Origin of the sequence: Streptomyces sp. NPDC002133, assembly GCF_040296405.1 — a bacterium.
Classification (GTDB): Bacteria; Actinomycetota; Actinomycetes; order Streptomycetales; family Streptomycetaceae; genus Streptomyces.
This window is the reverse complement of record NZ_JBEOXF010000029.1, coordinates 27,172-54,165: the sequence shown is the minus strand read 5'-3', so window position 1 is coordinate 54,165 and position 26,994 is coordinate 27,172. Positions and strand designations below refer to the sequence as shown.

Here is a 26,994-nt window from a genome sequence, read left to right as displayed (position 1 = left end):
TGGTTACGTTTCAGCACTGGCTGTGGGAACCGGTCGCGCCTGCGCCCGGCCGACTTCGACCACGACTTCCCCGCCCTGATCGCCCGCACGCTCAGCGACCTCACCACCGACGAACGGCACGTCCTGCGCTCGATCGCGCTGCCCGACAGCTTCGATCTGGCTCTGGCGACCCTGGCCGCGGGCCCGAGCCACCAGGCACCCGCGATGCGGCTGATCGAGCGCCCCTTCATCCGCGAGGACCCGCTCGGCCTGCGGCCGTACCACCTCCATGGGCTGATCCGCTCCACCATCCGCAACGCCGGCGACCACGCCGATGCCACGAGAACCGGGCCGCTGTGCTCGGGCTGGGCATCGCGCAGGTAGTGCATGGCGGTGTGCGCGGACATGCCGAAGAGCCTCATCAGGTACATGGGATCGGAGATGTGCTTGGCCTCGTCGTAAACCGACCGCAGGAGCTCGGATACCGGCTCTGAACTGCGACGATTCATAGACTACATGTCCGTGACGCCGAGTTGGGGTCGATGTTGTCGTCCGTCCGAGTGATCCGGGGGTGCCCCATGTCTTTGGTCAAGGGAAACGAGGCTGCGCTGGATCGGGGAGCCGGGCAGCATGGCGGTGTGGCTGATCTGCTGTGGGATGACGTGAGCTGTTTCTTCGACCCGGACCTGATGGGGTCGCTGCCGGACTTGCGTGTCCCAGATGCCTCGGTCGAGGACTGGCAGGCGGTCCTCGATCTTGTCGAGGCGAGAGGTTGGCAGTGCCAGTACTCCGAAGGCGAGACGGTGCTGCCGGTGCCTCGGGCGGAGACCGTGCTGTCCCGCCCGGCGGGCGCTGAGTGCCCAAACCTGCGGGTCTGGCCGACTGCCGATGTTCTGGCGGTCTTCCGTTTCCATGACGACCATGAAATCGACTTCGACGTTGACCTGCGGGAGTTGCAAGGTCAGGAGCGACTCGATGTGTTCTGCGACTTCTTGCGGGAGATCGGCCTACGCTTGGGCAAGCCGGTGCTGATGGACCCGGAGGGCGATTATGGCCATCCGGTGCTCGGCTTCGACATCGAGGCCGATCGAGTCGTCCTCTTGGCTGAGCCGCTGGTCAGGTGATTGCGGCCATCGAGCGCGAGGATCAGTCGGCGGCGCCCGCCGAGCGCCCGAGATCGCCCCTGGTCCGCGGCCGGCCCTTCACAGGCATCGCCCCCGAGCACACGCCGGGCCGAGCCGGTCAACCAGGAGATGGTCTCCGCGGTCGTGGACGTCGCGTACGAGCTGTCCACCCGCCGCAGGGAAGCAGACGACATCCCCGGCGCCTTGTGGACCACTCACCGCGGCCTGCTCGCTGCCGAGGAGAGCGAGATGCTGCACCGCCAGATCTTCCTTGCGCACCACGCTGCGGGCGACATTGACGCCCTGCGCGAGGCTGCCGCCCGTCTCGCCCGCATCGACGAACAGCTGCTCGGCGGCGTCGACATGGAGGCCGAGACCGCCGAACTGCTGCGCAACCTGCTGCCCCGACCGATCACCCGCGCTCGTTGACGGACGGACTCCACGCGAGGACGGGTCGCCGTCTCAGGCCTCCTCAACCCACCACGTAGTAGACCGTCTAACCCAGTAGGTGTCTTTCGACCTCGAAGCCGCAGGTCAGGGCGGGTTGTGTGGCTCACGAGGCAGAAGCCGCCGTTTCAGTTTCGCGTGTCGGAAACGACATATCGAGACGGCAATGGAGCGACAATCCGTTCACAGAGACCTCTGATCGCGTTCGCCAAGCCGCCCGACGCCGCGAGCGCGTCCCCTCGACCGGCCGGAACAGAGGTTCGTCATGGATGACCGAGCGGCTCGGAGCGGGGCCCGGAAGCGCGGGCAGGGGACGATGAGCACAGAAAGGACCGAGATGACTGACGATGTCCAGATCGCGAACCGCCGACTCGACGCGAGCGGGAACGAGGCGCTGATCGGCATGGCTCGGATGGGCGCGGATGCGTTCGGATACACAGCGGAGTTGCGGATCGACCGCGGCCTCGCCCAGCTCCTGCGCCTGCGGGTCTCGCAGCTCAACAACTGCACCTACTGCCTCAACCTGCACTACCAAGCGGCGCGCGAAGCGGGCATCCCCCGAGCCAAGATCGACACGCTGACCGCGTGGTGGGAGACCGAGCTTCACTCCGAGGCCGAGCAGGCGGCGCTCCGCTACGCCGAGGCGCTCACCCGCGCCGCCGACACCGACCGCGACGCAGCGTTCCAGCGCTTCCACGACGCGCTCGCTGTGCACTTCAGCCCGGAGGAGATGCTCGAGATCGTCGCCGTCGTCGTCAACATGAACGTCTGGACCCGCATCAAGCTTGCCGAGGGCGCAATGCCGGGCCCGGCGGATTGAGCGGCTCCCGTAGCTCCCTTCGTCGGGGGAGGCGATGCCCTGCCCGCCGTCCCGGCTGACGACCTGGCGTGGCGCTCGGTTGACGAGGTCGCGCGGTACCCCGCGCCGTCAGATCCAATTCCGTCGCGCCGGCTCCGAGGCCGCGGGGCGCCCCTGGCCCGGGCTGCACGGCAGCCCGGGCCAGGGCATCCTGCCCATGTGAGGCCGCGCGTTCCCAGCAAGCCTCGCCCACGGAAGCCCGCTGGGCCCGACAGGAGGATCACACAGTGACCAGGAACCTCGACGGCATGGCCGCCCAGGACGGCGCACGTGTGCCGCCCGAGCACATCCCAACCGCCGTCACCGCAGGAACCCTCCTCTACGGCGACGGCGCAACGCAGACCTTCGACCCCGACGGAGCCACCCGCTACCTCGAGGCCGGGCGTCGGACGGAGGGGACGTGGACCGTAGACGAGAGCGGCCACTTCAGCTCCTTCTGGCCGCCCTCCTACCGGGCCTCCTACGATCTCCGATGGGTAGTGGAGCAGGGGCAGGTCGTCGGCCTCCGGTTCACGGACCTCAACAGCGGAGCCCGCTTCGACGGCCGCTACCAGTAACGACTGGGTCGGCGATTGAGGCCGGGACGTACTCTCGTGGCGGTTCGGCTGGTGGTTGTTCAGCAGGTGCTCTGTCGGGCGAGCACCAGTTCGGTGCTGTGGGAGGGCTGGGTGGCCCGCTGGGCGGCGCGGTCGGTGACCAGTCCGGCGATGGTGCTGTGTGTCTCGGCGTGATCTTCGCGGCGCCCGGTGCAGCGCTGGCCGACACTGTCGCATTTCGGCGTTGGCGTGCTCGACGACGATGCGGCGGGAGGACTGGCGGCGGCGCATCTCCGATGCTCGTATCTGCGCGGCCATCGTGGACCGCCTCACCTTCGGCGGCAACATCATCGACCGGCAGCGACTCCTACCGCCTCGCCCACACCAAAGCCCGCCAGCAGGCCGCCGCCAGCGCTTGATCACACTTGCTCTGCTGGGACGCGCGTCGGGCGGCGGCCCGGCGCTGGAGATATGAGACTTGACTCTCACAATATGTGAGAGGAAACTCTCACGTCATGGATTCTGGTAATCGTCTGGGCGATATCGAAATCACTGATCCGCAGGCGATGCGGGCGCTGGCGCATCCGGTGCGGCTGGCGATCCTCGAACGCCTTCAGCGGCACGGGCCGGCGACGGCGACGCAACTTGCGCCTGATGTGGGAGCAACCCCGTCGGTGACCAGCTGGCATCTTCGGCATCTGGCGGGCTTCGGCCTGGTCCGCGATGCCGAGCCCGGCCCGGACCGTCGCCAGCGGCGGTGGGAGGCGGTGGCGCGCGGCTTCCGGTTCGAGGTGCCGGAGGACCCGGACGACAAGGAGGGCACGTCGGCCGCGCGGGTCCTGTCCCGGGAGATGTTCCTGCGCTCCGGAGACCTGCAGAACCAGTGGGCTGCCGAGGTCGAGCCCGAGCTCGATCCCGTGTGGCGGCGGCTTGCGGGTCTGGCCAACACCCGCGTCGTCGTCTCCGCCGACGAACTCGCCGCCATCGAGGATGCGATCGAACGCATCCTCGCGCCCTACGTGACGCGTGACGAGGCCGCGCGTCCGGCCGACGGCCGTGGCGTCCGGCTGCTGCGATACGTCCTGCCGGAGGGTGCCGAGGGGCAGACCGGCGGGACGTCATGAGCGCTGCAGACCAGGCCATACCCGTATCGCTGTGGCGTGACCAGCGGTTCCGTCGTTTCTGGGCCGGTCAGTCGATCTCGCAGTTCGGCGACCGGATCACCGAACTGGCCCTGCCGCTGATCGCGGTGGGGGCGCTGCACGCTTCGGCCAATCAGGTGGCGTGGCTGACCGCGCTTATCTGGACCCCGAACCTGCTCGCGATCGTCCTCGGTGCTTGGGTCGACCACCGTGTCCGCAAGCGGCGCCTGATGGTTCTCGCCGACCTGGCGCGCGCCGCGGTATTGCTCTCCATCCCGGCTGCCTATCTGCTGGGGGCGGTGACGCTGAGTCAGTTGTACGCCGTGGCGTTACTGACCGGTGCCGCAGGGGTGCTGTTCAACACCGCCTATCCGCCCTTCTTCGCCCACCTGGTACCTCGGTCGTCCTACGTCGACGCGAACAGCAAGCTCAGCGCCAGCCGGTCCGCGTCATACGTCGCCGGCCCGGCGATAGGTGGCGTTCTGGTCCAGGCGTTGACCGCTCCCGTCACCGTCGTTGTCGACGCCCTGACGTTCCTGGCGTCTGCGGTTCTGGTCGGTCGGGTTTCGATCGACGAACTGCCAGCCGCCCATGACCGAGCGGCACCCCCACTGCTGCGGCGTGCCAGGGAGGGACTGGTGTTCGTCGTCCGTCACCCGGTGCTGCGGGCCAGCCTCGGCTGCGCGGCGACCGTCAACTTCTTCACCTTTGTCGCGGGCAGCGGACTGATCGTGCTGTTCGCCAGCCGGAACCTCGGACTGACCGCGGGAGTCATCGGCCTGGCGTTCGGGATCGGCGCCACCGGCTCACTTCTTGGCGCGGTGATCGCCCCGAAGGTCTCGCGAAGGCTCGGCGTGGGTCGCAGCATCGTCGTGGGCGCTGTGTTGTTCCCGGCACCGATCGCCATCGCCGCTGCTGCGGGCGGCCCCCTCTGGGCTCGCGCCGGAGCCTTGGCCATGGCCGAGTTCCTCTCCGGCGTCGGCGTCATGCTGTTCGACGTCAACCTCAACTCCCTTCAGGCGCACGTGATCCCCGATGGCATGCGCAGTCGAGTGGCCGGCGCCTACAGCACGATCAATTACGGCTTACGCCCTGTGGGCGCCGTCCTCGGCGGCCTCCTCGCTACCCTCATCGGCCTCCGGGTGACTCTCCTCATCGCTGCCGTCGGCGGAGCGCTGTCGCTGCTGTGGCTGCTGCCCTCGCCGATACCACGCATCCACTCCCTGACTCCCGACAATCCGGTAGCTCCAGACAGCGACACGGACTCGGACGCGCGACCATTGCCTTGCTGACCCGCCGCGGAACCATCCGGGTCCGAGCGGAGACCTCCCGAACCCGACGGCCGGCACATACATGCCGGGCCGCGGTCGCTCAGTGCGGACAGTGCTTGGGCGCCCCGCGGCATCGCCCCTGGTTCCGCGTCGCCCCACTTCCGGGGCCGGTGAGGCAAGTTCGAAGGGCTCGCCCCCACAGCGGGCCAGCGGACCGAGCCGCCGGACACCGTCGGGACCGACAAACTCCAGATGGACGTCCGTCGCGTGCTCCCAGGCGGGTACCGCCTCCGCTGGCTCGGCCACGAACACCTCCCCACCGCCCTCGGCCCTGCACTGCGATGGTGGAACACCCCGCGGAGCCCCATGACCCGGACGCGGAAGACATGACCCCAACGAGCGACGCCCCCCGGTCGGCGAGGACGTTCCCAGGCCCTCATGACTCTTGACCTTGCCCAAAGGTGAAGGCTGACACTGTCTGTGGCGGCCAAGCTGGCGAGCTGACCGCTTGTCTCTGACCGAACCCGGATGAGAGGAACCTGCATGGATGACGACGCTCTCCTGGCAGAACAGGTGGCCTACTACAGGGCCGGCGCGGTCGAATACGACCGGCCCTATGCAGCGAACGAAGACCTGCAGAGGCTACTGGCTGCCGTCGATGATCTCCCGATTGCCGGGGATGTGCTGGAGTTGGCCTGCGGAACGGGCCAGTGGACCCCTCTGCTCGCCGCGCGGGCACATTCGGTGACGGCCGTCGACGCGGCAACCGAAGTGTTGGCCCTCGCTCGTGCGCGCACCGCATCCCCCACCGTGCAATTCCTCGAGGCCGACCTGTTCGAGTGGCAGCCGCCACGACGCTACGACACCGTGTTCTTCGCCTTCTGGCTCTCCCATGTCCCGCCGACGCGGTTGCCCGACTTCTGGAACACCGTCGCCGCCGCGCTGGCGCCTGGCGGCAAAGCGATCTTCATCGACGACGGCCCCGCCGCAGCCGCATACGAGGAAGTCCTCACGAACCAGCCGACCCCCGCGGCGCTGCGCCAGCTCGATGACGGCAGTCAGTACCGCATCGTGAAGGTATTCCACGATGCCCAGACCCTTACGGACGACCTCACGGCGCTGGGGTGGTCGGTCCGCATCCGGCCCATGGCCGGGAACTTCATCGGCATTGCCGAACCGCCGACCACCGCTGGCTAACAAGCCGCAATTGCGACGCCCGATTCGAACGCGTAGGCGAACCAGGTCACCTGGGACCGCAGGCGAATCGGGCCAGATCGACAGAGACAGGACACGCAGTCCCGATCACTCAAAGTTCCCTACGTTGTCTGCGGGAGCGGGCGAGCCCTTCGTATGGTTCTCCCACCCAGGGGTGTCGGGCGTGGCTTTCAAAGTTCTGCCGCTTGTGGCAACCAGCGATTGGCCACCCGACGCCCCACGACGACTCGGCTGCCAATTAGGAATTGCGAATGATCGCTCCGTAGGGAATCGACAGCGAGGTCGTCCGTCGGGAGGCACGAGCACACCCCACCGCACGGAGGCACCACATGGCCGCGATCTGGGCCGGCATCGACGCAGGCAAGACCCATCACCACTGCGTCGCGATCGACGAGAGCGGCCGTCGGCTGCTGTCACGACGCATCGCCAACGACGAGCCCGAACTACTCGAACTCCTCACCGCCGTCCTGGCCCTGGGCGACGAGGTGAGCTGGGGAATCGACCTGGCCGACGGCGGAGCCGCCCTGGCCATCGCAATCCTCCTCAACCACGACCAGGTGGTGAACTACATCTCCGGCCGCGCCATCCACCGCGCCTCCGAGAGCTACCACGGCGAGGGCAAGACCGACGCCAAGGACGCCGCCGTCATCGCCGACCAGGTCCGCATCCGCCGCGACCTGCACCCCTTACGCGCCGGCGACGAGACAGTCACCGACCTCAAGATCCTCACCGGCCGCCGCATGGACCTCGTCGCCGACCGCACCCGCACCGTCAACCGGCTCCGAGCCCAGCTGACCGGGATCTTCCCCGGCCTGGAACGGGCCTTGGACCTCACCAACAAGGGCCCGCTGACCCTGCTGACCGGCTACCAGGCCCCCGCGGCCATCCGCCGGCTCGGCGCCAAGCGCCTGGAGACCTGGCTGCGCAACCGCAAGGTTCTCCGCGCCGATCAGCTCGCCGCGACCGCGGTCGAAGCGGCCGAGCGCCAACACACCAGCCTGCCCGGGGAGAAGCTGACCGCCCAGATGGTGCACACGCTCGCGAAGGAGGTGATACTCCTCAACGAGCAGGTCGCCGAGCTCGACAAGCTCATCGAGGCCCGGTTTCGTGACCACCAGCACTTCGAAGTGATCACCAGCATGCCCGGCCTCGGCACCATCCTCGGCGCCGAGTTCCTGGCCGCCACCGGCGGCGACATGGCCGTCTTCGGCACCCCTGACCGCCTCGCCGCCTTCGGCGGCGTCGCACCGGTCCCGCGCGACTCCGGAAAGATCAGCGGCAACCTACGACGCCCCCAGCGATACAACCGACGGCTCCAGCGCGTGCTCTACACCTCCGCGCTGTTCAGCATCCGAAAGTCCGAGGAATCACGCCGGTTCTACGACCGCAAACGAGCCGAGGGCAAGCGCCACACCCAAACGGCTCTGGCTTTGTCGCTACCAGGCCGGCCGCGGATCCTGGCGTTCTGCCGAGAGGTCTGCCGGCACACTGCTGCCCGTGTCCGTCCGCCACAGATACCCCGGACTCGGCGGGAACTCGTCGGAGGACGGAGCTGGTGGATGAAAGCGCTGGGTGCGCGGGAGCGGCACCTCGACCAGTCTGCCGTCATGAATCATCCATAGGCCGAAACAGTCGTCGTCCTCGTCGTGGATCAGCACTTGCACGTCCCCTGGGTTGGGCCATGGAAGCGATTCGAGGTGCTTCAGCAGTCCGGAGCGCGGCCTCATACGGTTGAACTCGATGACCCACCCACCGACGAACAAGTCGAGTGGTTTGAAGTGACCGCGCCAGCTACGCGACTCGTCGGGGCGGGTCAGCGGTTCCCTGACCTCGTCCGCGTACGTCGCCAACACGATGACCTGTGCAATTCTGCTCATGCCGGAATATCGCTGCACGCCACGCGTCAACGGCAACCACTTTCGGCGCAAGTCTGCCTGTGCCGTTCCTCCTGGATCGGCGAGTCTTTGACCCGGGTGTCAGGGAGGCGGAGAGTCAATGACCCAGCCAAGCGCCGCAGTCGGGATTGGCGTGGGCCGGCCCACCGACGGCCCGGCCAACCGGCTGCAGTGCTGCCCACCCCGGCAGTAGGCTGCCCACTCAGGCGCGGACGATCGCCAGCACTTCGTCTTGCAACCGGGCGACCACGTTCGCGTCCGCGGCCTCCACATTGAGCCGCAGCAGCGGTTCGGTGTTGGAGGGGCGCAGGTTGAACCACCAGTCGCCGGCGCTGATCGTCAGCCCGTCGAGCTGGTCGGCGACCGCTCCGTCCCGGTCGGCGAAGACCTCGCGCACGGCGGCGATCGCGCCCTCCTGGTCGGGGACGACGCTGTTGATCTCGCCCGAGGCCGCGTAGCGCTGGTACTCCGCCACCAGAGCGGACAACGGGCCCGGCTGGCTGCCGACGGCGGCGATGACGTGCAGGGCCGCCAGCATGCCGGTGTCGGCGAACCAGAAGTCACGGAAGTAGTAGTGCGCCGAGTGCTCACCGCCGAACACCGCGCCGGTGCGGGCCATTTCGGCCTTGATGAACGAGTGGCCCACCCGGGTGCGGACCGGGGTGCCGCCGTGTTCGCGGACCACGTCGGCCACCGCCCGCGAGGTGATCAGGTTGTGGATGACCGTGCTTCCCGGACGGTCGGCCAGCAGCCGGGATGCGATCAGCGCGGTGATGGTGGACGGGGAGACCGGCTCTCCCCGCTCGTCGACCACGAAGCAGCGGTCGGCGTCGCCGTCGAAGGCCAGCCCGAGGTCCGCGCCGGTCTCCCGCACCTTCCGCTGCAGGTCGACGATGTTCTTCGGGTCGAGTGGATTGGCCTCGTGGTGGGGGAACGTGCCGTCCAGCTCGAAGTACATCGGGACCACGTCCACCGGCAGGTCGCGGAAGACCGCGGGCGTCGTGAGCCCGCCCATGCCGTTGCCCGCGTCCACCACAATCTTCAGTGGGCGGACGGACGAGAGGTCGACCAGCCCCAGGAGGTGGGCGGCATACTCCCCGAGTGTGTCCCGCTCCGTGACGGTACCGTGGCCATGTCGGGCCTCTGGCTGCGGCTCGCCCGCGGACCAGCGCTCCACGAGCTCGCGGATCTCCCGCAGCCCGGTCTCCTCTCCCACCGGCGCCGCACCCGCACGGCACATCTTGATGCCGTTGTACCGGGCCGGATTGTGGCTGGCGGTGAACATCGCACCGGGCCGCTGGAGCTTTCCACTGGCGAAGTACAGGCCGTCGGTGGAGGTCAGACCGATCGCGGTCACGTCGGCGCCGCGCTCGGCGGCGCCGTCCGCGAAGGCGCGCGCAAGGCCCGGGGAGCTGGGGCGCATGTCGTGTCCGATGACGATCGCGTCCGCACCGGTCACCTCGACGAAGGCCGCGCCGAACAGCCTGGCGAGGTTCTCGTCGAGCTGGTCGGGGACGGTGCCGCGGACGTCGTAGGCCTTCACCAGGCCGGAGAGGTCGACGCTGGGCCTGTCGTTCATTGGTTGTACTCCTTGAAGATCATCCAAACGGCCGTGTCCTGGGGGACCGTCCGTCCTTCCAGTGGCGCGCTGGACAGCAGCACCTGGGCATCGTCCTTGAGCTGCAGAGGCTCGGTGCCGAAGTTGACCACGCAGCGCAGCCCGGCACCGCGTTCGAAGCCGAACCACTCGCCGCTGTCGGGACCGTCCAGCTTCAGGGCGGCATCCGAGGCCGGGTGGCCGCGCCGCAGCGCCAGTGCCCTTCGGTACAGCGCGAGCATGGAGTCGCCGTCATCCTCCTGGGCGCGGGCGGTGAGCCCGGCCCAGTCGGCGGGCTGGGGGAACCAGCAGTCCTGCGGGGCGGCGGTGCTGAAGCCGTACGGGGCGGCGTCGCCCTCCCAGGGCAGCGGTACCCGGCAGCCGTCCCGCCCACGTTCCCGGTGTCCCGAGCGCTCCCACAGCGGGTCGCGCAGCCGGTCTTCGGGGAGTTCGGCCTGCGGCAGCCCGAGCTCCTCGCCCTGGTAGACGTAGGCCGCTCCCGGCAGCGCAAGCATCAGCAGCGCCGCGGCCCGGGCACGCCGCTCACCGGCCCGGCCGCCGCCGTAGCGGGTGACCGGCCGAACTGCGTCGTGGCTGGAGAGCACCCAGGTGACCGGGGCTCCCACCACCTGCATGGAGGCGACGGACTGCTCGACCACCTCGCGCATCGCCGCCCCGTCCCACGGGCACTCGAGGAAGGCGAAGTTGAAGGTCTGCTGCATTTCGCCGGGACTCACGTACCGGGCCAGCCGCTCACGGTCGAAGATTCCGGCCTCGGCGACCATCACCCGTTCCCCGGGGGCCACCGAACCGGCGGGCGCCGGATGGCTGTCCAGCAGGGCGCGCCAGTCGCGGAACAGCGGGTGCAGTTCCTCCTGGTCGTAGTAGGGCATCAGGTGGTTGCGATGGATGTCCTTGTGCTGGCCGGGGCCCGCGTCGGGCAGGCCGTCCGCCTTGAACAGCGTGTGGGCGACATCCACCCGGAAACCGTCGACGCCTCGGTCCAACCAGTGCTTCAGGATCCGCTCGAAGTCGGTGACCACCTCGGGGTCGCGCCAGTTCAGGTCGGGCTGCTCCGGCGCGTGGAGGTGCAGGTACCACTCGGTCCGGCGGCCGTCCTGTGCGGTGACCCTGGTCCAGGCGGGGCCGCCGAACGCCGACTGCCAGTCGTTCGGGGGAAGTTCACCGTCGTCGCCGCGGCCCGGCCGGAAGATGTAGCGCTCTCTGGCCCGCGAGCCCGGCTCGGCGGCGACTGCCTCCCGGAACCAGGGGTGTCGGTCGGAGGTGTGGTTGGGGACGAGGTCCACCAGAACCTTGATGCCCAGCGCGTGGGCCCGCTGCACCAGGGCGCCGAAGTCGGCCGGGGTGCCGAGGTCGGGTGCGACACCGGTGTGGTCGGCGATGTCGTAGCCGCCGTCCGCCAGCGGCGAGGGGTAGAACGGCGTGATCCACACTGCGTCCACGCCGAGGCGCCGCAGGTGGTCCAGCCGCGCCGTGGCACCGGGCAGGTCCCCGATGCCGTCCCCGTCGCCGTCGGCGAAGGAGCGCGGGTAGATCTCGTAGCACACCGCGTCCCGCCACCACGGAACGTCCGGCGCACCGGCGCCGCCGGTGCCCGGCCCGGCAAGGGCCGGGCCGGGGACGGGGGTAACGTCGCCGGTGAGTCGGTGCGCGGTCACCTGGGCCCCTCGCCGCCCGACCGAGCCGGGACGATGACGGGCAGGGTGCGACCGGTCTGCGCGGAGCGGGTTGCCGCTTCCGCCACCGCGACGGCGGCCAGTCCGGCGCGGGCGTCGGCCACCGGGGTACCGCCGTGCGCCGCGCAGTGCAGCAGGTCGGTGAAGGCGGCGCGCACGCTCTCGGCGTAGACGTAGGGCTTGCGCGGCTCGCCTCCCAGGTCCACGACGACGTCGACCCGGTGCGGGACACTGCGCCGGATGCCGCGGCCGGAGGCGGGACGGTCCGAGCCGGCGTCACGGGACACCGACACCGTGATCCGCTCGTCCCCGTACGGACGCAGCCCGGGTACCGCCAGGAGGTCGCCGGCCCGCTCGGGCAGCTGCTCCCAGCGGGTGGCCCCCGTCTCGTCGGTCCATGCGGTGAGGGTCGCGTAGGTGGGTATCCAGCCGGTGACCCGGGCTTCGGCGAAGCCGTAGTCCAGGCGCATCAGCTGCCGCTCCGCACGGTGGGCGTGGGTGAAGGAGTGTGTGTGGGTGGCTACGGCCCCGCCGGGATGAACGGCGGTGGCCACCACGATGTCCACCGGCCGGCCGGCTGCCGCCACCGCGGTGCCCTGCACCTCGACGGGGTCGCTGCCCATCAGGGCGCTCGCCGCGTCGAAGAAGTGCACGCCGTGTTCGATGTGGATGCCGCCGCTGTGCGCCGGGTCCCAGAACCAGTGGTCGGGGCCCAGGTCCTCGTCGGAGGCGTCGTTCTCGAAGGCGAACCGCCGCAGCGGGTCCAGCAGGCCCTCCGCGCCGAGCCGCTGGAGCAGCCGCAGGATCGGGTTGTAGCGCAGCACATGGTCGACGACGAGCACGCCGGGTGCCCGGTCGGCATCCTCCTTGACGCGCGCGGCGTCGGCGAGGGTCACGGCGAGGGGCTTCTCGCAGAAGACGTGCTTGCCCGCGCGCAGAGCGGCCGCGGCCGCGTCCGCGTGGGCTCCGGGCGGGGTGGCCAGGGCCACCACGTCGACACCCGGGAACGTGATCGCCTCCTCGACGGTCGTGAGGACCGCCGCGTCGTGCCGCTCGGCCAGGGCGCGGGCGCGGTCACCGTCCGGGTCGGCGCATGCGACGACCCGCAGACCGGGGATGTCGCGCACCGCGTCCAGCACGTAGGCGCCGAAGCCGCCGCAGCCGATCAGCGCCAGCCCGAAGCCCGCCCCGGGTACGGCGGTCACTCGGCCCGGTCCAGGCGGGCCACGCCGATGTGGGCGTCGGCCATGCCGTAGAAGACGTACCGCACGCCGTCGATCTCCTCGATGGCGGTCGGGAACACCACGTTGGGCACGGTGCCGGAGCGCTCCTCCTCGGTCTCCGGAGCCATCAGCGGCTCGCTGGTACGCGAGAGCACCGTGGCCGGGTCCGCGGGGTCCAGGATCATCGCGCCGGCCGCGTAGCTGACTGTCTGCACCTGGGCGAAGGGGTCCTCGATATGGCCGGAGACACCGTGGTGGATGAGCAGCCAGCCCTCCTCGACCCGGATCGGGGCGGGGCCGGCACCGATCTTGAGCTCCTCCCAGGGGTGCTCGGAGAGCGCGACCAGGCGGTGGTGGCGCGGCCGGGTCAGCGCGCGGATGTCGTGCTTGACCTCGTCGACGGGGACATAGGAGATCCAGATGCCCGGACGCTCGTCGGTCACACCCGCGGGCAGGTGCACGCCCTCACCCGGACGGAACCAGCCCAGGTCCCACATCGGGCGGTGCAGCATGGCGAAGTACAGTTCGCCGTCCGGGCCCGGCACGGGCTCGGGGAAGTGCACGACGTCCTTGTTGGGGAAGAGGTTGAGGTCGGTGTCCAGGTCGGCCTGGTACTCGAACTGGATCGGGCCGAGGCGCTCCCAGTTCACCAGGTCCTCGGAGACGGCGAGCGCCGGCTTGGGGCCGAGCGGGCCGTACGCCACGTAGGACATCACGTGCCGGCCGAGGGCCTCGATCCAGGTGATGCGGGGGTCCTCCACGCCGGCGTTGTTCTTCCCGCGCTCCCAGCCCGCGTCGGGGGCGAGGACCACGCCGCGGCGCTCGACACCGGTGGGCATGCCGTTCTCGACGACGACCTCGGCGAGCCCGACGCGGGAGACGTTGCCCTCCGCGACCAGGCGCGGCAGCAGGTGCAGCGTCCCGTCCGGCGTCCGGCCGGAGGCGGGGTTGAGCACGCCCTCGACCTCATTGACCTCGCCGTCCTGGGGGGACATGACGACGCCGACCCTGGTGAGGCGATAGCGGATGGGGTTGGTGGTGCTGTGGGTCACAGGGTTCAGCCCTTCGTGGCGGAATCGATGTCAGTGGAGGAGAAGCGGCTCTGGAAGGCGATGTAGAGCGCGACCGCGGGAGCCGCCAGCACACACGCCCCGGCCAGGATGGCGCCGAACGGGTTGGCGGCGGCCGAGGAGACGGTGCTGATGTAGTTGGCCAGGGAGACGGCCAGTGGCTGCATGTCCTGCTGCTTGGTCACCAGGAACGGCCACAGGAACTCGTTCCACGGCCCGGTGAAGCTCAGCAGCACCACCGAGACGAGGGCGGGCCGGCAGAGCGGCACCGCGATGCGGAACAGGATCTGCAGCTCCGACGCCCCGTCCATGCGGGCCGCCTCGAACATGGCGGGCGGCAGCTGCAGGAAGAACTGCCGGAAGATGAAGACGGCGCTGGTGTTGATCGCGAACGGCAGGATCATGCCCAGGTATGAGTCTGCCAGGCCGTAGTTGCGGACGATCAGCACGTACAGCGGGATCATCAGCAGCTGGAAGGGGACGACCTGCACCAGCAGCACCAGGGCGAAGGTGGAGCTCCGGCCCCGGAAGTGCAGGCGCGCCAGTGCGTAGCCGGCGAGGAGGCCGAAGAAGGTGGTGCAGATGATGACACCACCGGTGAAGATCCCGGAGTTCACCAGCGAGCGCCCCAGCGAGATGGCTGAGTTGATTGCGGCGTAGTTGTGCAGGCTCAGGTTGCCCGGGTTGGGGAAGGCCCCCGTCGGGCTGGAGTCGGGCTCCGTCTGCAGGGAGCCGATGATCATGTAGTAGAAGGGGAAGAGGAAAGCGAACGCTCCGATGAGCAGCGCGATCTTCGACCAGATCGACCCGGACGCCGGTCCCGCGGTATCCGCCTTGCGCCGGTGCTTCGGCCCGGACGAGGCTGTGACGTCGGCGTTCATCTCAGTCCCTCTCTATGAAGCGCCGGTAGGCGAGTGACACGGCCGTGATCAGCACGACGAGGATCACGCCGATGGCGGCGGCCTCGTCGGGGTGCCCCTGCTGCAGACCCCGCTGGTACATCAGCAGGACGGGCGAGGTGGTCGCACCGTCGGGCCCGCCACCGCTGGTGAGCAGGTAGGGCTCGGTGAACAGGTTGGCCCCCGTGACGGTGGCCAGGACCAGGACCAGGAGCGTGGCGGGACGCACCGCGGGAATCGTGATCGACCGGAACATCCGGAACTTTCCCGCTCCGTCGAGTGCTGCCGACTCGTACAGCTCGTTGGGCACGTTCTGCAGTGCCGTCAGGTACAGCACCACGAAGAAGCCCAGTTGCTTCCAGGCGACGAAGACCGCGACGGTCGGCATCGCCAGATGGGAGTTCACCAGCCACGACGGGTCCGGTGCGAGCGGTCCGAGGGCCTGGTTCACCAGTCCGTTGGTGTTGAACAGGAAGATCCACACGCCCACGACCGCGACGCTGGCCGTGACATAGGGGATGTAGTAGGCCGTCCGGAAGAACGAACGGAACCGCAGCTTCCTGTTGAGCGCGCTGGCGAGGAGCAGCGAGGACACCACCGTCAGTGGCACGTTGATGACGAGGAATACGGCGATGTTGAGGAAGGAACGCCACACCTCGGGATCGGAGAGCACCGTGGTGTAGTTGTCGAACCCCACGAAGGGCCGGTCCACCTGTGCACCGGGGGCAGTGAAGAAGTAGTCGTGGAAGGACAACCACACGGCGAAGCCGAGCGGATACACGAAGACCGCGGCCAGGTAGATCAGGTACGGCGAGACGAACAGCATGCCGATGGGCTGATGTCCGCCGAGCCGCAGCCTCCAGAGCTGTCTCCGCTCCGTTGTGCCCCTCCCGGCCCCGGGCTTGCCGCGCCCGGGGCCGTGGGTGTCATGGTGTGTAGAGGACATGGCCGCGGATCACTGGCCCTCTGCCATCTTGTCGACCTTGCCGGCCGCTTCCTTCAGGGTGCTGGTGAGGTCGCCCTTGCCGAAGATGACGGACTTCGTGTAGGCGTCGCGGAAGGTCTGCCAAATTTCGACCGAGTTCGGCACGTTCGGGGACTCGATCGTGTGCGCGGCCTGCTCCGCGAAGACCTCGTACTCCTTGTGCGCGGAGAAGTAGGACGGGAAGGCGGCCGTCAGGTCCGTGCGCATCGGCATCTGGCCGGTCGCCTCGAGGAGCTTGCCGTCCTGCTCCTTGCCGGTGGCGAACTTCATGACGTCCCAGGCGGTCCCCCGGTTGTTGCAGGAGGTGTACATGCCGATGGACTTCTCGTCGCTGAAGGTGCCCTTGGCGGCCGCACCGTCGGCCGTCGGCACCGGGACGGCGCCCCACTCCACCTTGTCGCCGTAGACGGCGACCGCCCACGGACCGACGATGGCCATCGCGGACTTGCCCTCACCGAAGGCGTCGCCGTTGAACATCTCCTTGGGGACCAGGCCCTCGGAATACATGGTCTTCCACAGCTCGGCGGCCTTGATGCCCTCGGGCGAGGCGAATTGGGCCTTGCCGTCCTCGACCAACTGCTTGCCGGTCTGGGCCGTGAACAGCGGGTAGAAGTCGAACCAGGACTGGTAGAACTCGGAGGTCGGCGCGGGCCAGATTGCGGCCTTGGCGCCGCTGCTCTCCACCAGCTTGCGCGAGGTCTTCAGGAAGTCCTGGTAGCTCGCCAGCTTGGGGTTCTCGGCGTCCAGCCCGGCCTTCTTGAAGAGCTCCTTGTTGTAGAAGATCATCACCGGGTTGCTCTTCCACGGCATCTGGTAGTACTTGCCGTCCGGGGACGCGTACTGGGTGAGCCGGTCGCCGACACGGGACTCCAGGTACTGCTTGGCGTCGGGGAACTCGTCGAGCGCGACCAGCCCGCCCTGCTTCTGGAAGCCGGGCACGGCCGCCGGTGCGGTGTTGAGGACCAGGCACGGCGCGTTACCCGCAGTGATTGCCGCGCCGATGACCTCCTCGGAGCTCTTCCCGGCGGGTATCTCCTGCGCCGTCACCTTCTCCTCGGGGTGGGCGGCGTTCCAGGCGGCCACCATGCTCTTTCCCCAAGCGACTTCCTGCGCGTTGTTGGAGTACCAGATCGTGATGGGTCCACGGGCGTCGTTGGAGGCGCTACCGGAGTCCGATCCGCCGCCGCACGCGGTGAGCGTCAGGGCGGCCACGGGCAGCAATGCGATGAGAGCCTTCTTCATTGGAGGTTCCGTTCTCACTGGGTGGGATCAGCTGGCAGTGCCGACGTCGTTGGGCTTGCGTCGGCCGCGTTTCTGAAGGAGGGAAGGTGTGGGTACCACCGTCGCCGGCGGTCATCGGCCCCCACGGGTGGGCGCGGGGCCGGTCGAGCCGCGCAGTACCAGCGTGGCCGGGTCCAGTTCGACGTCTGCGGTGGTGCCCTGTTCGATGACCTCCACGAGCGCCAGCGCGGCGGCCTTGCCCCAACTGGCCGGGTTGGCGCGGCAGGTCGTCAGCGACGGGCGGGTCCAGGAGGCGAGGGGTACGTCATCGAAACCGACCATCGAGAGGTCGTCGGGAAGCAGAAGACCGGCCTCCTGGGCGACGGCCATACCGGCAGTGGCCGACAGATCATTGGCGTACACGATGGCAGTGGGCGGAGTGGCCCGGGCGAGCAGCACCTGGGTCGCCCGGGCTCCGCCCTCGGCGGTGAAGCCTCCGGGCACTACCGGCCCGGACGGCAGACCCGCTTCGGCGAGCGCGTCGGCCCACGCCTGACGGCGGCGCCGGGCGTGCACGAACTCTTCCGGGCCGGCCACGTACGCGATGTCGCGGTGGCCCAGTTCCACCAGGTGGTGCACGGCGTGGCGGACCGCCGGGCGGTCGTCCAGGTTCACCGTGGGCAGATGGGTGCCACCCTCGACGGCGCCCACTGCGACTGCGGGCAGACCCAGTTCGTCCACCAGCGCCGGCCGGAAATCGTCCATGCGCAGGTCCGTGAGGAACACGCCGTCGACCCGCCGGTCGGCCGCCAGTCGGCGGTAGGTCTTCATTTCGTCTCCGGGGCGGCTGATCTGCAGCATCAGGCCGTCCCCGGTCTCCGAGATCACCGACTCGATGCCCGCCATGAACGCCGGAAAGAACGGATCGGTGCCGATGAGGTCGGGTTCGCGGGTCAGGACGAGCCCCACGGCCCGTGCCCGGCCGGTGGACAGCGCCCGCGCACTGCGGCTCGGGGTCCAACCCAGTTCCTCGGCGGCCGCGCGGACGCGCTTCTGCGTGGCGCGGGCCACACCGGGTCGGTCGTTGAGGACGAAGGAAACAGTCGCGCGGGACACCCCGGCCAACTGCGCCACATCCGCAATCGTGGGACGACGGGCCATGCGCGACTCCAGTTTCTGTCGACGGAAGAACCTGCGACTGCTCCCCGGTTCGACGGCGTCCCGGCATGTGGGAGAAGCGCTTGTACAGCACTGCCTTCCGTACCGGAGCGGGATGCCCCCAGACCATGGCGCCGCTGGTGGCGAACACATGACCAGGACTTGAACCGGTTTAAACGAAGCTTGAACTTAATTCGCCAGCGAGTCAAGCGCCGCCTCGCTGGTGCAGTTTTTGACGCCACATGTCCGATTTGTCGAGCTTTATGGATGCCGTCCCGTACGAGCCCGCGGGGCGCCCGCGTCAGGCGCAAACCCCGCTCCGCACTTGCGCCACCCGGTGCGCCTTGGCACGGGTGCGCAGCGGCTCGGCGGTGTTCAGGCGGCTCACACCGCCCGTGAACGGGGGTACGACGGCCAAGTCCCGGCGTGCGGTACGGCAGTCTCTGGCCATCGGAGTCGGCCGGGCTGGTGACCGCCGGCGGCTGCCGGTTGATGACGTTGATGACGTGAGAGGAATTCACCACGGAGATGAGGAATATCCGGGCGTCGAGCTGGTCCTCGTCGTCGTGCTGGGCGGTATTCGCCCAGCCCTCGCCCGAGACATCGGCGGACGCGTCGGCGATCTGGTGCGTGCCCTGTTCCGTCAGTTGCGTCAGTTCCAGGGCGGCGCGCTCAGCACCGGTGAAGACGTTGACTCCCGCCGGATTGCGATCAGGCGAAGGCCGACCGAGGTCTCCCCGGTGTGCGCAGCCTCCTAGGTGTGCCCATCTATGGACAAGCCACAACCTTTGATATGGCTGGCGCCGCACTTCATCAGTTCCTGTGTCGTAGCCAGCGGCCTTGAGTTCGACACCACCTGGCCCGCTGAATCGATGTGCCTCTGGAATGTGACCGCGAAGGAGTTGCCGAAGTGATTGAGAAGGGCATCAAAGCGATCTCCTGTTCCCGTGATGGGGATGACACACCGTTGACAAAACAGCTCGGCAAGATGTGACAGGAAGTCGAGTGAGTTTGCGTTTCCTGGCTGTCCAGTGCGCGGCCGCCGCGGCCCGGATCACCGGGTGGGGTTCGGACGGCGCGAACCCTGGGACTCCGGACTCCGCGACGGCCTCGGTCTCGGTCTCGTTGATCATCATGTACAGGCGGCCCCGGACCGTCGCCGCCGTCTGGCGGACACCCTGAGGCGCGATGAGCGCTTTCGGAGCCGACATGAGCAACCAGTTCGCGATCGGGGCGGCCGACAGAGTCAGGCACACCTGGTCCTCACCCATCGCCGCTCTTCGACGGTGCCTTGGGACCGTCTCGTTTACCGTCCGCAGGACCTCGTACTCGGTGGCCGTCAGGTAGCCGAGCTCCGTACCGCGGAGCGGCGCACCCCGCGTTGGTGCGCGCGGCGCTCCTGGCGGATGAGGACCTTCCCCTGCCGCTCCTGTCGAACGGCGGACACCGAAGGTGCTATTGCATACAGTATTCAAACAGGCTAACGTCTACTCATGCGACTGACGAAGTCCACAGACCCGGCGCTCCCCATGATCATGCGGTTGGCGGGAACTGGTGCGGAACTCACCACCGCACGGCGGTCCCGGGCATGACGATTCATGGCGATGACGCGACAATAAGGCAGATCCTCACCGCTGCCGGAGACACCTGGGCCGTGGTGGGCCTGTCCGACAACCCCGAACGGGCCGCCTACCGCGTGGCCGAGAAGCTGCGGCGCATCGGCAAGAGGGTGGTGCCCGTGCACCCAAAGGCCGAGACGGTGCACGGTGAGCAGGGCTACGCTTCCCTGGCGGAGATCCCTTTCCCGGTGGATGTGGTGGACGTGTTCGTCAACTCCGCCCTCGCCGGAGGCATCGCAGACCAGGCTGTGGCGATCGGCGCCAAGGCGATCTGGTTCCAGCTGGGCGTCATAGACGAAGCCGCCTACGACAGGACTCGCGAGGCCGGCCTGCTGATGGTGATGGACCGCTCCCCGGGACGGGAAATACCCCGGCTGGGGCTGGGCTGACGCCCCCCAGCCTGTGGGGCTCGAAAAGTCGTCGTGGCAGGTCACGCAGCGTATCGTTCCTCGTTGATGATGCCGCCGAAAACCCTGGTGCGGAGCAGGCTTCTGTCGTCGAGGTCGTGCACGTCTGCGGGCTGCCCGGTCGCGCCGGGCGGTAGCTGCTGCCGGGATCGGTGCGGCCGGTGTCCGTTGTAGTGGTGGCTGCGCCACCGGGAACGGAGGGCGCGTCTGCGGACCACCGCGGCCGAACCCCGGCCCGGCACCGCGGTACCGCGAAATGATCACCGCGAGCAGTCCGGCTGACAGCGCGAGCCCGACATCCGCGCTGCCGGAACGACGAACTCGCGGACCCTGCAACCAGGCCAGTGCCTGCGCCGCAAACCGATGGAGCCCTGCGAGATCATGAGCGAATGACCCGCCTACTGACTCGAAGTGACTTGCAGGCCGTGCTGGAGCCGGTGTCTTGCATAGCTGCGCTGCGCGACGGCTTCCGCGCCGCCGTCTCCCCGATAGCCGGGCAACGGATACGTACTGACCTGCCATTTCCCGGAACGGCCACGGCTCTGATCCCTGGCGTACTGCCTGGCATCGAGGCGTACACCGTGAAGGTCAACGCCAAATTCCCGGGAGCCCGACCAGCTCTGCGCGGAGTTGTCTGCCTTCACAGCGGTCACAACGGTGAGCTCCTCGCGCTGATGGATTCCGCCACCATCACCGCATGGCGCACCGGACTGGCTGCGGCCCTGGGAACTCACCTTCTCGCCGGCCCCGCCTCTGCGGACGGCTCAATACTCGGAGTGATCGGCACAGGCGCTCAGGCCGAGCTCATGGTGCATGGTCTGAGCGCCTTGCGGCGGCATCGCGAGATCGTCATTTACGACTCGGATCCGGATCGCGCCAACGCCTTCGCCTCACGCCACGACGGCCGCCTCCTGACATCTGCCACACAGGTCGCCGCGGCCGCTGACATCGTCCTGCTCGCCACCTGGTCACGCTCACCGCTGCTCCGGCTGGCGGATACGCGGCCAGGGCAGCACGTCACAAGCCTAGGAGCCGACGAACCCGGTAAACAGGAACTCTCTGCCGACTTGCTGGAATCTGCACTCCTGGTCGTCGACGACCGAGAACTCGCCGCGACCATGGGCGCTCTGTCGGCCGCCGGCCTTGCAGCCTCCGCTGCTCAGGCCACACTCAGCGAGGTTGTGCGTGGCGACCATCCAGGACGTACCAGCGCGACGGACCGCTCCGTCTACGCGCCTGTCGGACTTCCCTGGCAAGACCTTGCTCTGGCGTGGGTCGCCTACCAACAGGCAGAACAGCATGACATTGGACAGAAGATCGACCTGCTCTCCTGACGCCGACCCGGCCAGAGTCGAACATCGGGTGCGCCACAACGACACCGATATCCTCCCCGAAACACAACGTCGGCTCTCACGACCACAACGGAGTCGTGAGAGCCGACGTCACATGACAGTGGAGCGGGCGAGGTATATCAGGGATGGGTGCTGTTGGTGGGGGTTGTTGTCGGGTGGGTCACTGACACGGGCCGGTATCGGTGGCGGGCGCGGTTCTCATGGGCCGGGATCGGCCCTGGGCTGCTTGTCGGGGCCAGGGCCTCCGGGTCCGAACTCCGGCAAGGGGGCGGGAACGACGAGCGGTTCGTCCTCTGGGGCGGAGGACCGGTCCGGATAGGCGTGGTTCGAATCAGGTCCTCCTTCAGGATCACGTAACCGACTACGAGAACACGCTTGAGGCCGCGGATCCCGGCGAGGCACGAGCAGGCTCCGCAGCGCATCAGCTGCGCCCGGCAGACACGACTCGGCGACCTCCCCGGACCACTCCAGCCCCGCCCTGGCCAGCCGCCCGCCGCGCATCCCGCAGCAGCCCCGACGCCCGCGTCCCGCCCTGCCCTGCCCTGCCCTGAGCAACCAAGACCCCGGCAAGCACCTCGTCGGCCTCAGGCACGTCCTCGCCGTCCAGCGGCACCACCTCGTCACTCACCGGCACACCGTAGACCCGCATCACCCGGAACAGCAGACACATCGGGCTCCCCGAGGACAGGGGCCAGCCGCCGGCCAGCCGGAAGCCCGCCCCTGCCGAGACCCCTGGAAGAGGGACCGAGGGCGGGGCCCTTGCCGGGGCTTGGGACCCAGGTGGGCGATGTGTGGAGCATCGTGTCCGGCGTCCAGCACGACCAGGACCTCGGTCCCCGTTTCCACTGGCTGGCCGCGACGAGTTGCCCGACAACCTCGCAGATCTGGGCCGTGGTCGCCGCGGGCCCAGTTCGCGCCGCAACGCATCCCGGTGCGGGCGAGGATCTCGAGAGCCGGCCGGGCGAACGGGACGGGATCCTGGCGGGCGGCAGCTTCGCCGCAGGCGGACAGATCGGTCGTCATACTGTGCCCATGCATCACAGAATCGTCGAGCCGATCCTCTACTGCGTGCAGTTCAGCCGGGACCTCGGCGACAAGGAAGTCGAACACATCAGCCGCATGATCCTGGAGAGGCCGATCTACGACCTCACTGCACAGGAGCAGTACGCGGCGATCAAGACGGAACTCGCCGCGGAAGTCTGGGACCTGGACCTGTCCTGGCAACCGCACGACGAAGCGTCGGCCAGGGACTTCCTGCGGCGTCTACTGGAGCGCCTCGACGCGCTACGGCCGTGGCAGGAGCCGCCGTACCGCCGCCTCGGCACAGACCGCTGGGAAGAATTCGCACACGGCACACTCCTGGCCCATCTACGGCTCTACGCCCCCTCGCAGGACCAGATGCACGCACAACTGCGCACCATACCCAGCAGCGAACACGGCCTACGGGGACTGGTGCTACGCCTGCGCTCCGGTGACGAAGTCGCCTTGGCCGCACCCCCATTGCCCGATGGATACGAAGCAGTACTCATGGCAGTACCGCCCCACCGACCCGCACGAAAAGTAGTCGAGGCATTCCTGACCCACACGCAATACCCAAGCGAGCGGGTGACGCCGGCGGCCCAACGGTGGTGGCGACGACAGAGCGACGGGGCATTGCCACCCGGAATACACCCACAACAAGGCCTCGGACCTGTGCTCCGTGCGGGTCTAGCAGGGTCATGGGCCGATCCGAACGATCGCCGCCGACGGTGATCTCATCCCGGAGTTTCGGCCGCAGCGTCGTCGAGGAAGCAGGGCAGCGGCTCGTCCGAGATCGGAAAGTCACCGTCGAACACCAGTTGGCGGGGCGGCCGGTCGGCGGCGGTCTGAGATGTCGACCACCAAGACCGCCACTCCGACGGTGTTCCCTGAGGCGTCCCGAAGTGACCGCCGGACGCCCGGCGTCCTCGGGCTCGAGGACGAGCGCGACCAGGACGCGACCGAGGAAGACTTCGGCATCCTCGTCACCGTACAGCTCGGAGCCGTGCGTCCCGGGAGTGGAGTATGCGGGCCCTGACAGAACCCGGAGTTCCGGCGACGCAGCAGTTGGGCACCTGACGCCACCTCCGCCGGTTACGGCCAGAGCCAACGGGCGAAAGTGATGAAGCCGACCACCCAGATGGCGAAGAACCCCAGCACCATCACAACCACGCCGGCGCCGACGAGACAATCGGCGACCGAGTTCTGGTCGTCTTCAGGTTCATCGTCGCGATCGGGCGGGATCGCGGCCCAGGCGACGGGCCGCCCCACGTGGCCCGAGCCGGCCTCTTGTACGGCCGCCAACTGTTGGGCTGCGAATGCGGTATTGGCCAGGGATTCCGGTCCGCGCCAGGCCAGTGCCCGCATCCGCCGCAGCGGCGTGGAGTACCGCTCCTCGAAGGCGCATGTCTCCGCGGGGTCCCGATCCGCTTCGAGGTACATCCATCGGCCGGCTTCTGCGGGCTCGCCGTACAGCCGGTAAACCTCGCCCAGACGGCGCCTCAACGAGAGGTCCTGAGGAAAGGAGGCCACGAGGCCGCGCAGACGCTGCCGCGCCATCGGTATTCGCCCCGCAGCGAGGTCTGCCTCCACGCGAGCGAGGGTGTCCCTGAGAGTCATGGCTGCATGATCCCTCACGGAATGTGCCAGCCGTCCCTCGACCCACAAGCCAGTGCCCACCGGGGGCAGTGCCGCCAGCGACCGTACGCGGCTCTCCCTGAGCGGTTCCTTGAGCGCCTGACACCCTGCGCGCACGTGGTGGCTGCGCCGCCGCCTGACCGGACGCAGACGAAGAAAAAGCGCTTCACTGACGCCGTCAGCCGCGTTTGTCCGCACCGGGGATAAGGACGAAGGGCCCATGATGGCGGTGAAGGTGCCGCGGGGAAAGCCGAGGGAGACGCCGTCCAGCGCGGCCACCTGGCGTCCGCCGGCGCCGTACACCTTGCGCACGCCCCTCACCCCCGGCAGAGCGAATTTCAGGGCGCCGCGTGGCGACGGGGGCGGTGACGGGAGGCGATGGTGGCGGTCAGGGCCTCGACGGCGTCGACGGTTGTGGTGCTCAGGGCGACGGCGCGGCTGGTCGCGGCGTCGCCGGAGCCGTCGGACGCCTCGGCCAGCAGGCCGGAGCGGGCGGTGAAGGAGTCGAAGACCGACCGCAATGCCCCCGGGGCCACGGTCTCGGCTCCAGCGGCGGCGCGGGCCAGGGCGGCGAGGTGTTCGTGCAGCGGATCGGCCAGTTCGGTCAGCTCCGGCACGGTGTCCTGCGAGGTACGCGGCAGGTGTTCGCCCAGCAGGGTGGCACATCCGGCGAGCGTGGAGACCTGAGTCCTGATCTGCTCCAGCTGCGCACTCGACCAGGGTCCGCGGTGCTCGGCCGGCTCGGCGTGCGACTGCTCCACCGCGGCCTCCAGGTGCTCCCTGATCTGCCGTGACCGCGCCCGCAGCGCGTCGACGGCTGCCCGGTCGGTAGTCCCGACGTCGGCGTACCCGGTGAGCAGTTCGGGCAGCAGCCGGTCCTGCACCCGCAGCCACTCCGCGAGCAGGCCCGGCAGCCGGCGGGTGGACCAGGTCGGCCAGACCAGGAAGATGAGTACGGCGAGCGCAGCGCCGACCACCGTGTCGGCAGCGCGCGCCCACGCCGTGGGCCCGGGCAGCCCGCCGACGTGGTGGATCAGAAAGACGATCCAGGTGGTCAGCCACAGGTTGAGCATCAGCTGCCCGGTCCGCAGGGTCACGAACGACGCCGCGGCAAGCACCACCGACGCGACCGCGAGGCCGGTGGGCGACCAGTGCGGCAGGGACAGCACCCAGGCGAAGAGGCCGCCCAGTATGGCCCCGGCCGCCCGTCCCCAGCCGCGGGCGATGGTGTGCCCGTACCCGGGGAAGAGCACCAGCATGGTGGTGAGGGCCACCCAGAAGCCGTGTGCGGAGATGCCCAGCCCGCCCCACCCGCCGATCGACCGGCCGATGACCTCGGCGAGCACCACGCCCACGGCGAGCCGCACCGCATGGCGGAAGATCGGCGACTGGGGATGCAGCTGCGCCCGGATCCGCCGGGCGGTGCGTGCCACTGAGGGGGTGCCCTCGTATAGGCCCGGCACCTCGGTGTGGGGTTCCAGTACATCGCCGAGGCGGTCGTCGGTCGAGCGCCAGGCCAGCTGCTCGGCCAGCCGCAGCCGCGCGGCCAGGTCGCGCGGGCTGCGCACGGGCGAGGCGGCCGCCCACACCTCCAGGAAGGTCCAGACCTCCCCGGGGGTGCGGTGCTCGCGGCCGGAGGCCACCGTACGGGAGATGTTGCCCAGCGCTTGAGCGGCGGCAGCCAGGGCCTCCTGGTTCCCAGCCGCTTCCGCCGCGGCTACCGACACTCGTACGGAATGCAGCGCGCGGCTGATGCGCTCGGCCTCTCCCAGCAGTCCGAACATGGCCGCCGCCGCCGGCCGGCTGAACTGCGGCAGCAGGTCCAGGGCCTGCCGGGCAGCCGTGAACGGAGCGGACCGGCCCAAGGCGGCGGTCCCGGCCGTGACCGAGGCCTCGGCGAGCGACTGGTACAGGGCTGCAAGAGCACGGCGTTGGGAGGCGAACCGCGGACCGTATGGCGGGAGCAACTGCACCACGACGACGAGTCCGGTCCCGACCGCGATCCACCCGGCCATCACCAGGCCGCCATGTACGTCGGGAGCGAGATCAGCTGTGATCAACAGCCCGATGACCGCGAGGCAACCCCGGATGCCGGGCGCGACGCCCACCGTCCGCCACAGTCCGGCGGCGAACGCCGCGACCGTGAGCAGCAGCAGAAACAGCCAGGTGGTGCCGTGCACCAGGGCCCCCAGCACCGCCATTGCGCTGAAGGCCGCAGCCATCCCGAGCGCGTTCACCACAGGGTGTCGCAGCGGGCTCAGGAGCGTACCGATGCCGCAGATGAACGCACCGACGCTGGCCATGGCCCCGGCCACCGGGTCGCCCAGCAGCAGGCCGAGGACCGTGGCGAGCAGAATGGCCAGTACGGCCCGTGCGATCGCCGACGGGGCGGCGAAGGCCCGTTGAATGCGCAGCCCGTCCCGGCCGATCCTGATCAGCGACGGCCACCAGCGCATGTCCGGGCCTCCTTAGCCGACACGGCGCGAGAGCAGCGCTCTCATCCTCTGCCAGCCTCGGCGTGGCTGCCACTCGCTGCACCTGGACGGCGCCGCTCGGGTGGTGGGACAGGCGGCGACCGTGCGCTCATCTCTTCGCGCTCAGCCGTTCCGCCATGGGGTCACCTTATGGCTGGGGTCCGGCCCT

Annotated in this window: 22 protein-coding genes and 3 pseudogenes; 13 read left to right on the top strand and 12 right to left on the bottom strand. The window is 69.0% G+C overall.

Annotated elements, in window-relative coordinates:
• Positions 1-3: 3 nt before the first annotated feature.
• A complete protein-coding gene (locus tag ABT078_RS25000; RefSeq protein ID WP_351231321.1) occupies positions 4-270 on the bottom strand; it encodes a hypothetical protein in 267 nt (88 codons plus the stop codon).
• A gap of 347 nt (positions 271-617) precedes the next feature.
• On the opposite strand from ABT078_RS25000, the gene ABT078_RS24995 reads away from it, so the two are divergent.
• The 9 genes and pseudogenes from ABT078_RS24995 to ABT078_RS24955 form a co-directional block, all read left to right on the top strand.
• On the top strand, positions 618-1,103 hold the full coding sequence (locus ABT078_RS24995; protein ID WP_351231319.1) for a hypothetical protein: 486 nt from the start codon (positions 618-620) through the stop codon (positions 1,101-1,103).
• 129 nt (positions 1,104-1,232) lie between these two features.
• Positions 1,233-1,532, top strand: a complete 300-nt coding sequence (locus tag ABT078_RS24990; protein WP_351231317.1) for a hypothetical protein — start codon at positions 1,233-1,235, stop codon at positions 1,530-1,532.
• 355 nt (positions 1,533-1,887) lie between these two features.
• The gene (locus ABT078_RS24985) at positions 1,888-2,370 is read left to right on the top strand and encodes a carboxymuconolactone decarboxylase family protein (protein WP_351231315.1); all 483 of its coding nucleotides are present in this window, start codon (positions 1,888-1,890) and stop codon (positions 2,368-2,370) included.
• 266 nt (positions 2,371-2,636) lie between these two features.
• Entirely contained in the window at positions 2,637-2,966 is a 330-nt protein-coding gene (locus ABT078_RS24980) for a hypothetical protein (protein ID WP_351231313.1), read from the top strand.
• A 274-nt stretch (positions 2,967-3,240) separates the two neighbouring features.
• A pseudogene (locus ABT078_RS24975) lies at positions 3,241-3,364 on the top strand (IS21-like element helper ATPase IstB); the annotation flags it as partial.
• A gap of 96 nt (positions 3,365-3,460) precedes the next feature.
• Positions 3,461-4,069, top strand: a complete 609-nt coding sequence (locus ABT078_RS24970) for an ArsR/SmtB family transcription factor (protein WP_351231310.1) — start codon at positions 3,461-3,463, stop codon at positions 4,067-4,069.
• Positions 4,066-5,379 carry an MFS transporter gene (locus ABT078_RS24965; protein ID WP_351231308.1) on the top strand — a complete coding sequence of 438 codons (1,314 nt, stop codon included), beginning with the start codon at positions 4,066-4,068 and terminating at the stop codon, positions 5,377-5,379. Before ABT078_RS24970 ends, ABT078_RS24965 begins: the two co-directional genes overlap by 4 nt.
• 522 nt (positions 5,380-5,901) lie before the next feature.
• Positions 5,902-6,555: a class I SAM-dependent methyltransferase gene (locus ABT078_RS24960; protein WP_351231306.1), complete on the top strand. Its 654-nt coding sequence runs from the start codon at positions 5,902-5,904 to the stop codon at positions 6,553-6,555.
• A gap of 347 nt (positions 6,556-6,902) precedes the next feature.
• Positions 6,903-8,009: pseudogene (locus tag ABT078_RS24955) on the top strand (IS110 family RNA-guided transposase); the annotation flags it as partial.
• Positions 8,010-8,670: 661 nt separating this feature from the next.
• On the opposite strand, the gene ABT078_RS24950 reads toward ABT078_RS24955, so the two are convergent.
• The 9 genes and pseudogenes from ABT078_RS24950 to ABT078_RS24910 all read right to left on the bottom strand — a co-directional run.
• Complete coding sequence (locus ABT078_RS24950; protein ID WP_351231302.1) at positions 8,671-10,047, bottom strand: phosphomannomutase/phosphoglucomutase; 1,377 nt, start codon at positions 10,045-10,047, stop codon at positions 8,671-8,673.
• Positions 10,044-11,633 carry a glycoside hydrolase family 13 protein gene (locus ABT078_RS24945; RefSeq protein ID WP_351231405.1) on the bottom strand — a complete coding sequence of 530 codons (1,590 nt, stop codon included), beginning with the start codon at positions 11,631-11,633 and terminating at the stop codon, positions 10,044-10,046. The genes ABT078_RS24950 and ABT078_RS24945 overlap by 4 nt, the downstream gene beginning before the upstream one ends.
• 107 nt (positions 11,634-11,740) lie before the next feature.
• Positions 11,741-12,967 carry a Gfo/Idh/MocA family protein gene (locus ABT078_RS24940; RefSeq protein ID WP_351231299.1) on the bottom strand — a complete coding sequence of 409 codons (1,227 nt, stop codon included), beginning with the start codon at positions 12,965-12,967 and terminating at the stop codon, positions 11,741-11,743.
• On the bottom strand, positions 12,964-14,037 hold the full coding sequence (locus tag ABT078_RS24935; protein ID WP_351231297.1) for a glycoside hydrolase family 130 protein: 1,074 nt from the start codon (positions 14,035-14,037) through the stop codon (positions 12,964-12,966). The genes ABT078_RS24940 and ABT078_RS24935 overlap by 4 nt, the downstream gene beginning before the upstream one ends.
• A 5-nt stretch (positions 14,038-14,042) precedes the next feature.
• Positions 14,043-14,936: a carbohydrate ABC transporter permease gene (locus ABT078_RS24930; RefSeq protein WP_351231295.1), complete on the bottom strand. Its 894-nt coding sequence runs from the start codon at positions 14,934-14,936 to the stop codon at positions 14,043-14,045.
• Between the two features lies 1 nt (position 14,937).
• Positions 14,938-15,780, bottom strand: a complete 843-nt coding sequence (locus tag ABT078_RS24925) for a carbohydrate ABC transporter permease (RefSeq protein ID WP_351231293.1) — start codon at positions 15,778-15,780, stop codon at positions 14,938-14,940.
• Between the two features lie 129 nt (positions 15,781-15,909).
• On the bottom strand, positions 15,910-17,181 hold the full coding sequence (locus tag ABT078_RS24920; protein ID WP_351231291.1) for an extracellular solute-binding protein: 1,272 nt from the start codon (positions 17,179-17,181) through the stop codon (positions 15,910-15,912).
• A 111-nt stretch (positions 17,182-17,292) separates the two neighbouring features.
• Positions 17,293-18,321 (bottom strand): LacI family DNA-binding transcriptional regulator, encoded by a 1,029-nt coding sequence (locus ABT078_RS24915; protein ID WP_351231289.1) that lies wholly within the window; start codon positions 18,319-18,321, stop codon positions 17,293-17,295.
• Positions 18,322-18,774: 453 nt separating this feature from the next.
• Positions 18,775-19,270, bottom strand: a pseudogene (locus tag ABT078_RS24910) (carboxymuconolactone decarboxylase family protein); the annotation flags it as partial.
• Positions 19,271-19,912: 642 nt separating this feature from the next.
• Here ABT078_RS24910 and ABT078_RS24905 point away from each other — a divergent pair.
• From ABT078_RS24905 to ABT078_RS24890, 4 genes are all read left to right on the top strand, one after another.
• Positions 19,913-20,326 (top strand): CoA-binding protein, encoded by a 414-nt coding sequence (locus ABT078_RS24905; protein WP_351231403.1) that lies wholly within the window; start codon positions 19,913-19,915, stop codon positions 20,324-20,326.
• Positions 20,327-20,733: 407 nt separating this feature from the next.
• Positions 20,734-21,678, top strand: a complete 945-nt coding sequence (locus tag ABT078_RS24900) for an ornithine cyclodeaminase family protein (RefSeq protein WP_351231287.1) — start codon at positions 20,734-20,736, stop codon at positions 21,676-21,678.
• An 807-nt stretch (positions 21,679-22,485) separates the two neighbouring features.
• Positions 22,486-23,448 (top strand): hypothetical protein, encoded by a 963-nt coding sequence (locus tag ABT078_RS24895; RefSeq protein WP_351231285.1) that lies wholly within the window; start codon positions 22,486-22,488, stop codon positions 23,446-23,448.
• Positions 23,449-23,566: 118 nt separating this feature from the next.
• Entirely contained in the window at positions 23,567-23,752 is a 186-nt protein-coding gene (locus ABT078_RS24890) for a hypothetical protein (protein ID WP_351231283.1), read from the top strand.
• 56 nt (positions 23,753-23,808) lie between these two features.
• On the opposite strand, the gene ABT078_RS24885 is transcribed toward ABT078_RS24890, so the two are convergent.
• Positions 23,809-24,333 (bottom strand): DUF6584 family protein, encoded by a 525-nt coding sequence (locus tag ABT078_RS24885; RefSeq protein WP_351231401.1) that lies wholly within the window; start codon positions 24,331-24,333, stop codon positions 23,809-23,811.
• Between the two features lie 356 nt (positions 24,334-24,689).
• Positions 24,690-26,807 carry an FUSC family protein gene (locus tag ABT078_RS24880; RefSeq protein WP_351231281.1) on the bottom strand — a complete coding sequence of 706 codons (2,118 nt, stop codon included), beginning with the start codon at positions 26,805-26,807 and terminating at the stop codon, positions 24,690-24,692.
• Positions 26,808-26,994: the final 187 nt, after the last annotated feature.

Coding starts and splice junctions, on each gene's coding strand:
- ABT078_RS24950 (WP_351231302.1), bottom strand. CDS start 10,047: ATGAACGACAGGCCCAGCGTCGACCTCTCCGGCCTGGTGAAGGCCTAC.
- ABT078_RS25000 (WP_351231321.1), bottom strand. CDS start 270: ATGGAGGTGGTACGGCCGCAGGCCGAGCGGGTCCTCGCGGATGAAGGG.
- ABT078_RS24930 (WP_351231295.1), bottom strand. CDS start 14,936: ATGAACGCCGACGTCACAGCCTCGTCCGGGCCGAAGCACCGGCGCAAG.
- ABT078_RS24885 (WP_351231401.1), bottom strand. CDS start 24,333: ATGACTCTCAGGGACACCCTCGCTCGCGTGGAGGCAGACCTCGCTGCG.
- ABT078_RS24970 (WP_351231310.1), top strand. CDS start 3,461: ATGGATTCTGGTAATCGTCTGGGCGATATCGAAATCACTGATCCGCAG.
- ABT078_RS24890 (WP_351231283.1), top strand. CDS start 23,567: ATGTCGACCACCAAGACCGCCACTCCGACGGTGTTCCCTGAGGCGTCC.
- ABT078_RS24920 (WP_351231291.1), bottom strand. CDS start 17,181: ATGAAGAAGGCTCTCATCGCATTGCTGCCCGTGGCCGCCCTGACGCTC.
- ABT078_RS24925 (WP_351231293.1), bottom strand. CDS start 15,780: ATGCTGTTCGTCTCGCCGTACCTGATCTACCTGGCCGCGGTCTTCGTG.
- ABT078_RS24985 (WP_351231315.1), top strand. CDS start 1,888: ATGACTGACGATGTCCAGATCGCGAACCGCCGACTCGACGCGAGCGGG.
- ABT078_RS24960 (WP_351231306.1), top strand. CDS start 5,902: ATGGATGACGACGCTCTCCTGGCAGAACAGGTGGCCTACTACAGGGCC.
- ABT078_RS24915 (WP_351231289.1), bottom strand. CDS start 18,321: ATGGCCCGTCGTCCCACGATTGCGGATGTGGCGCAGTTGGCCGGGGTG.
- ABT078_RS24965 (WP_351231308.1), top strand. CDS start 4,066: ATGAGCGCTGCAGACCAGGCCATACCCGTATCGCTGTGGCGTGACCAG.
- ABT078_RS24880 (WP_351231281.1), bottom strand. CDS start 26,807: ATGCGCTGGTGGCCGTCGCTGATCAGGATCGGCCGGGACGGGCTGCGC.
- ABT078_RS24900 (WP_351231287.1), top strand. CDS start 20,734: ATGACCCGCCTACTGACTCGAAGTGACTTGCAGGCCGTGCTGGAGCCG.
- ABT078_RS24990 (WP_351231317.1), top strand. CDS start 1,233: ATGGTCTCCGCGGTCGTGGACGTCGCGTACGAGCTGTCCACCCGCCGC.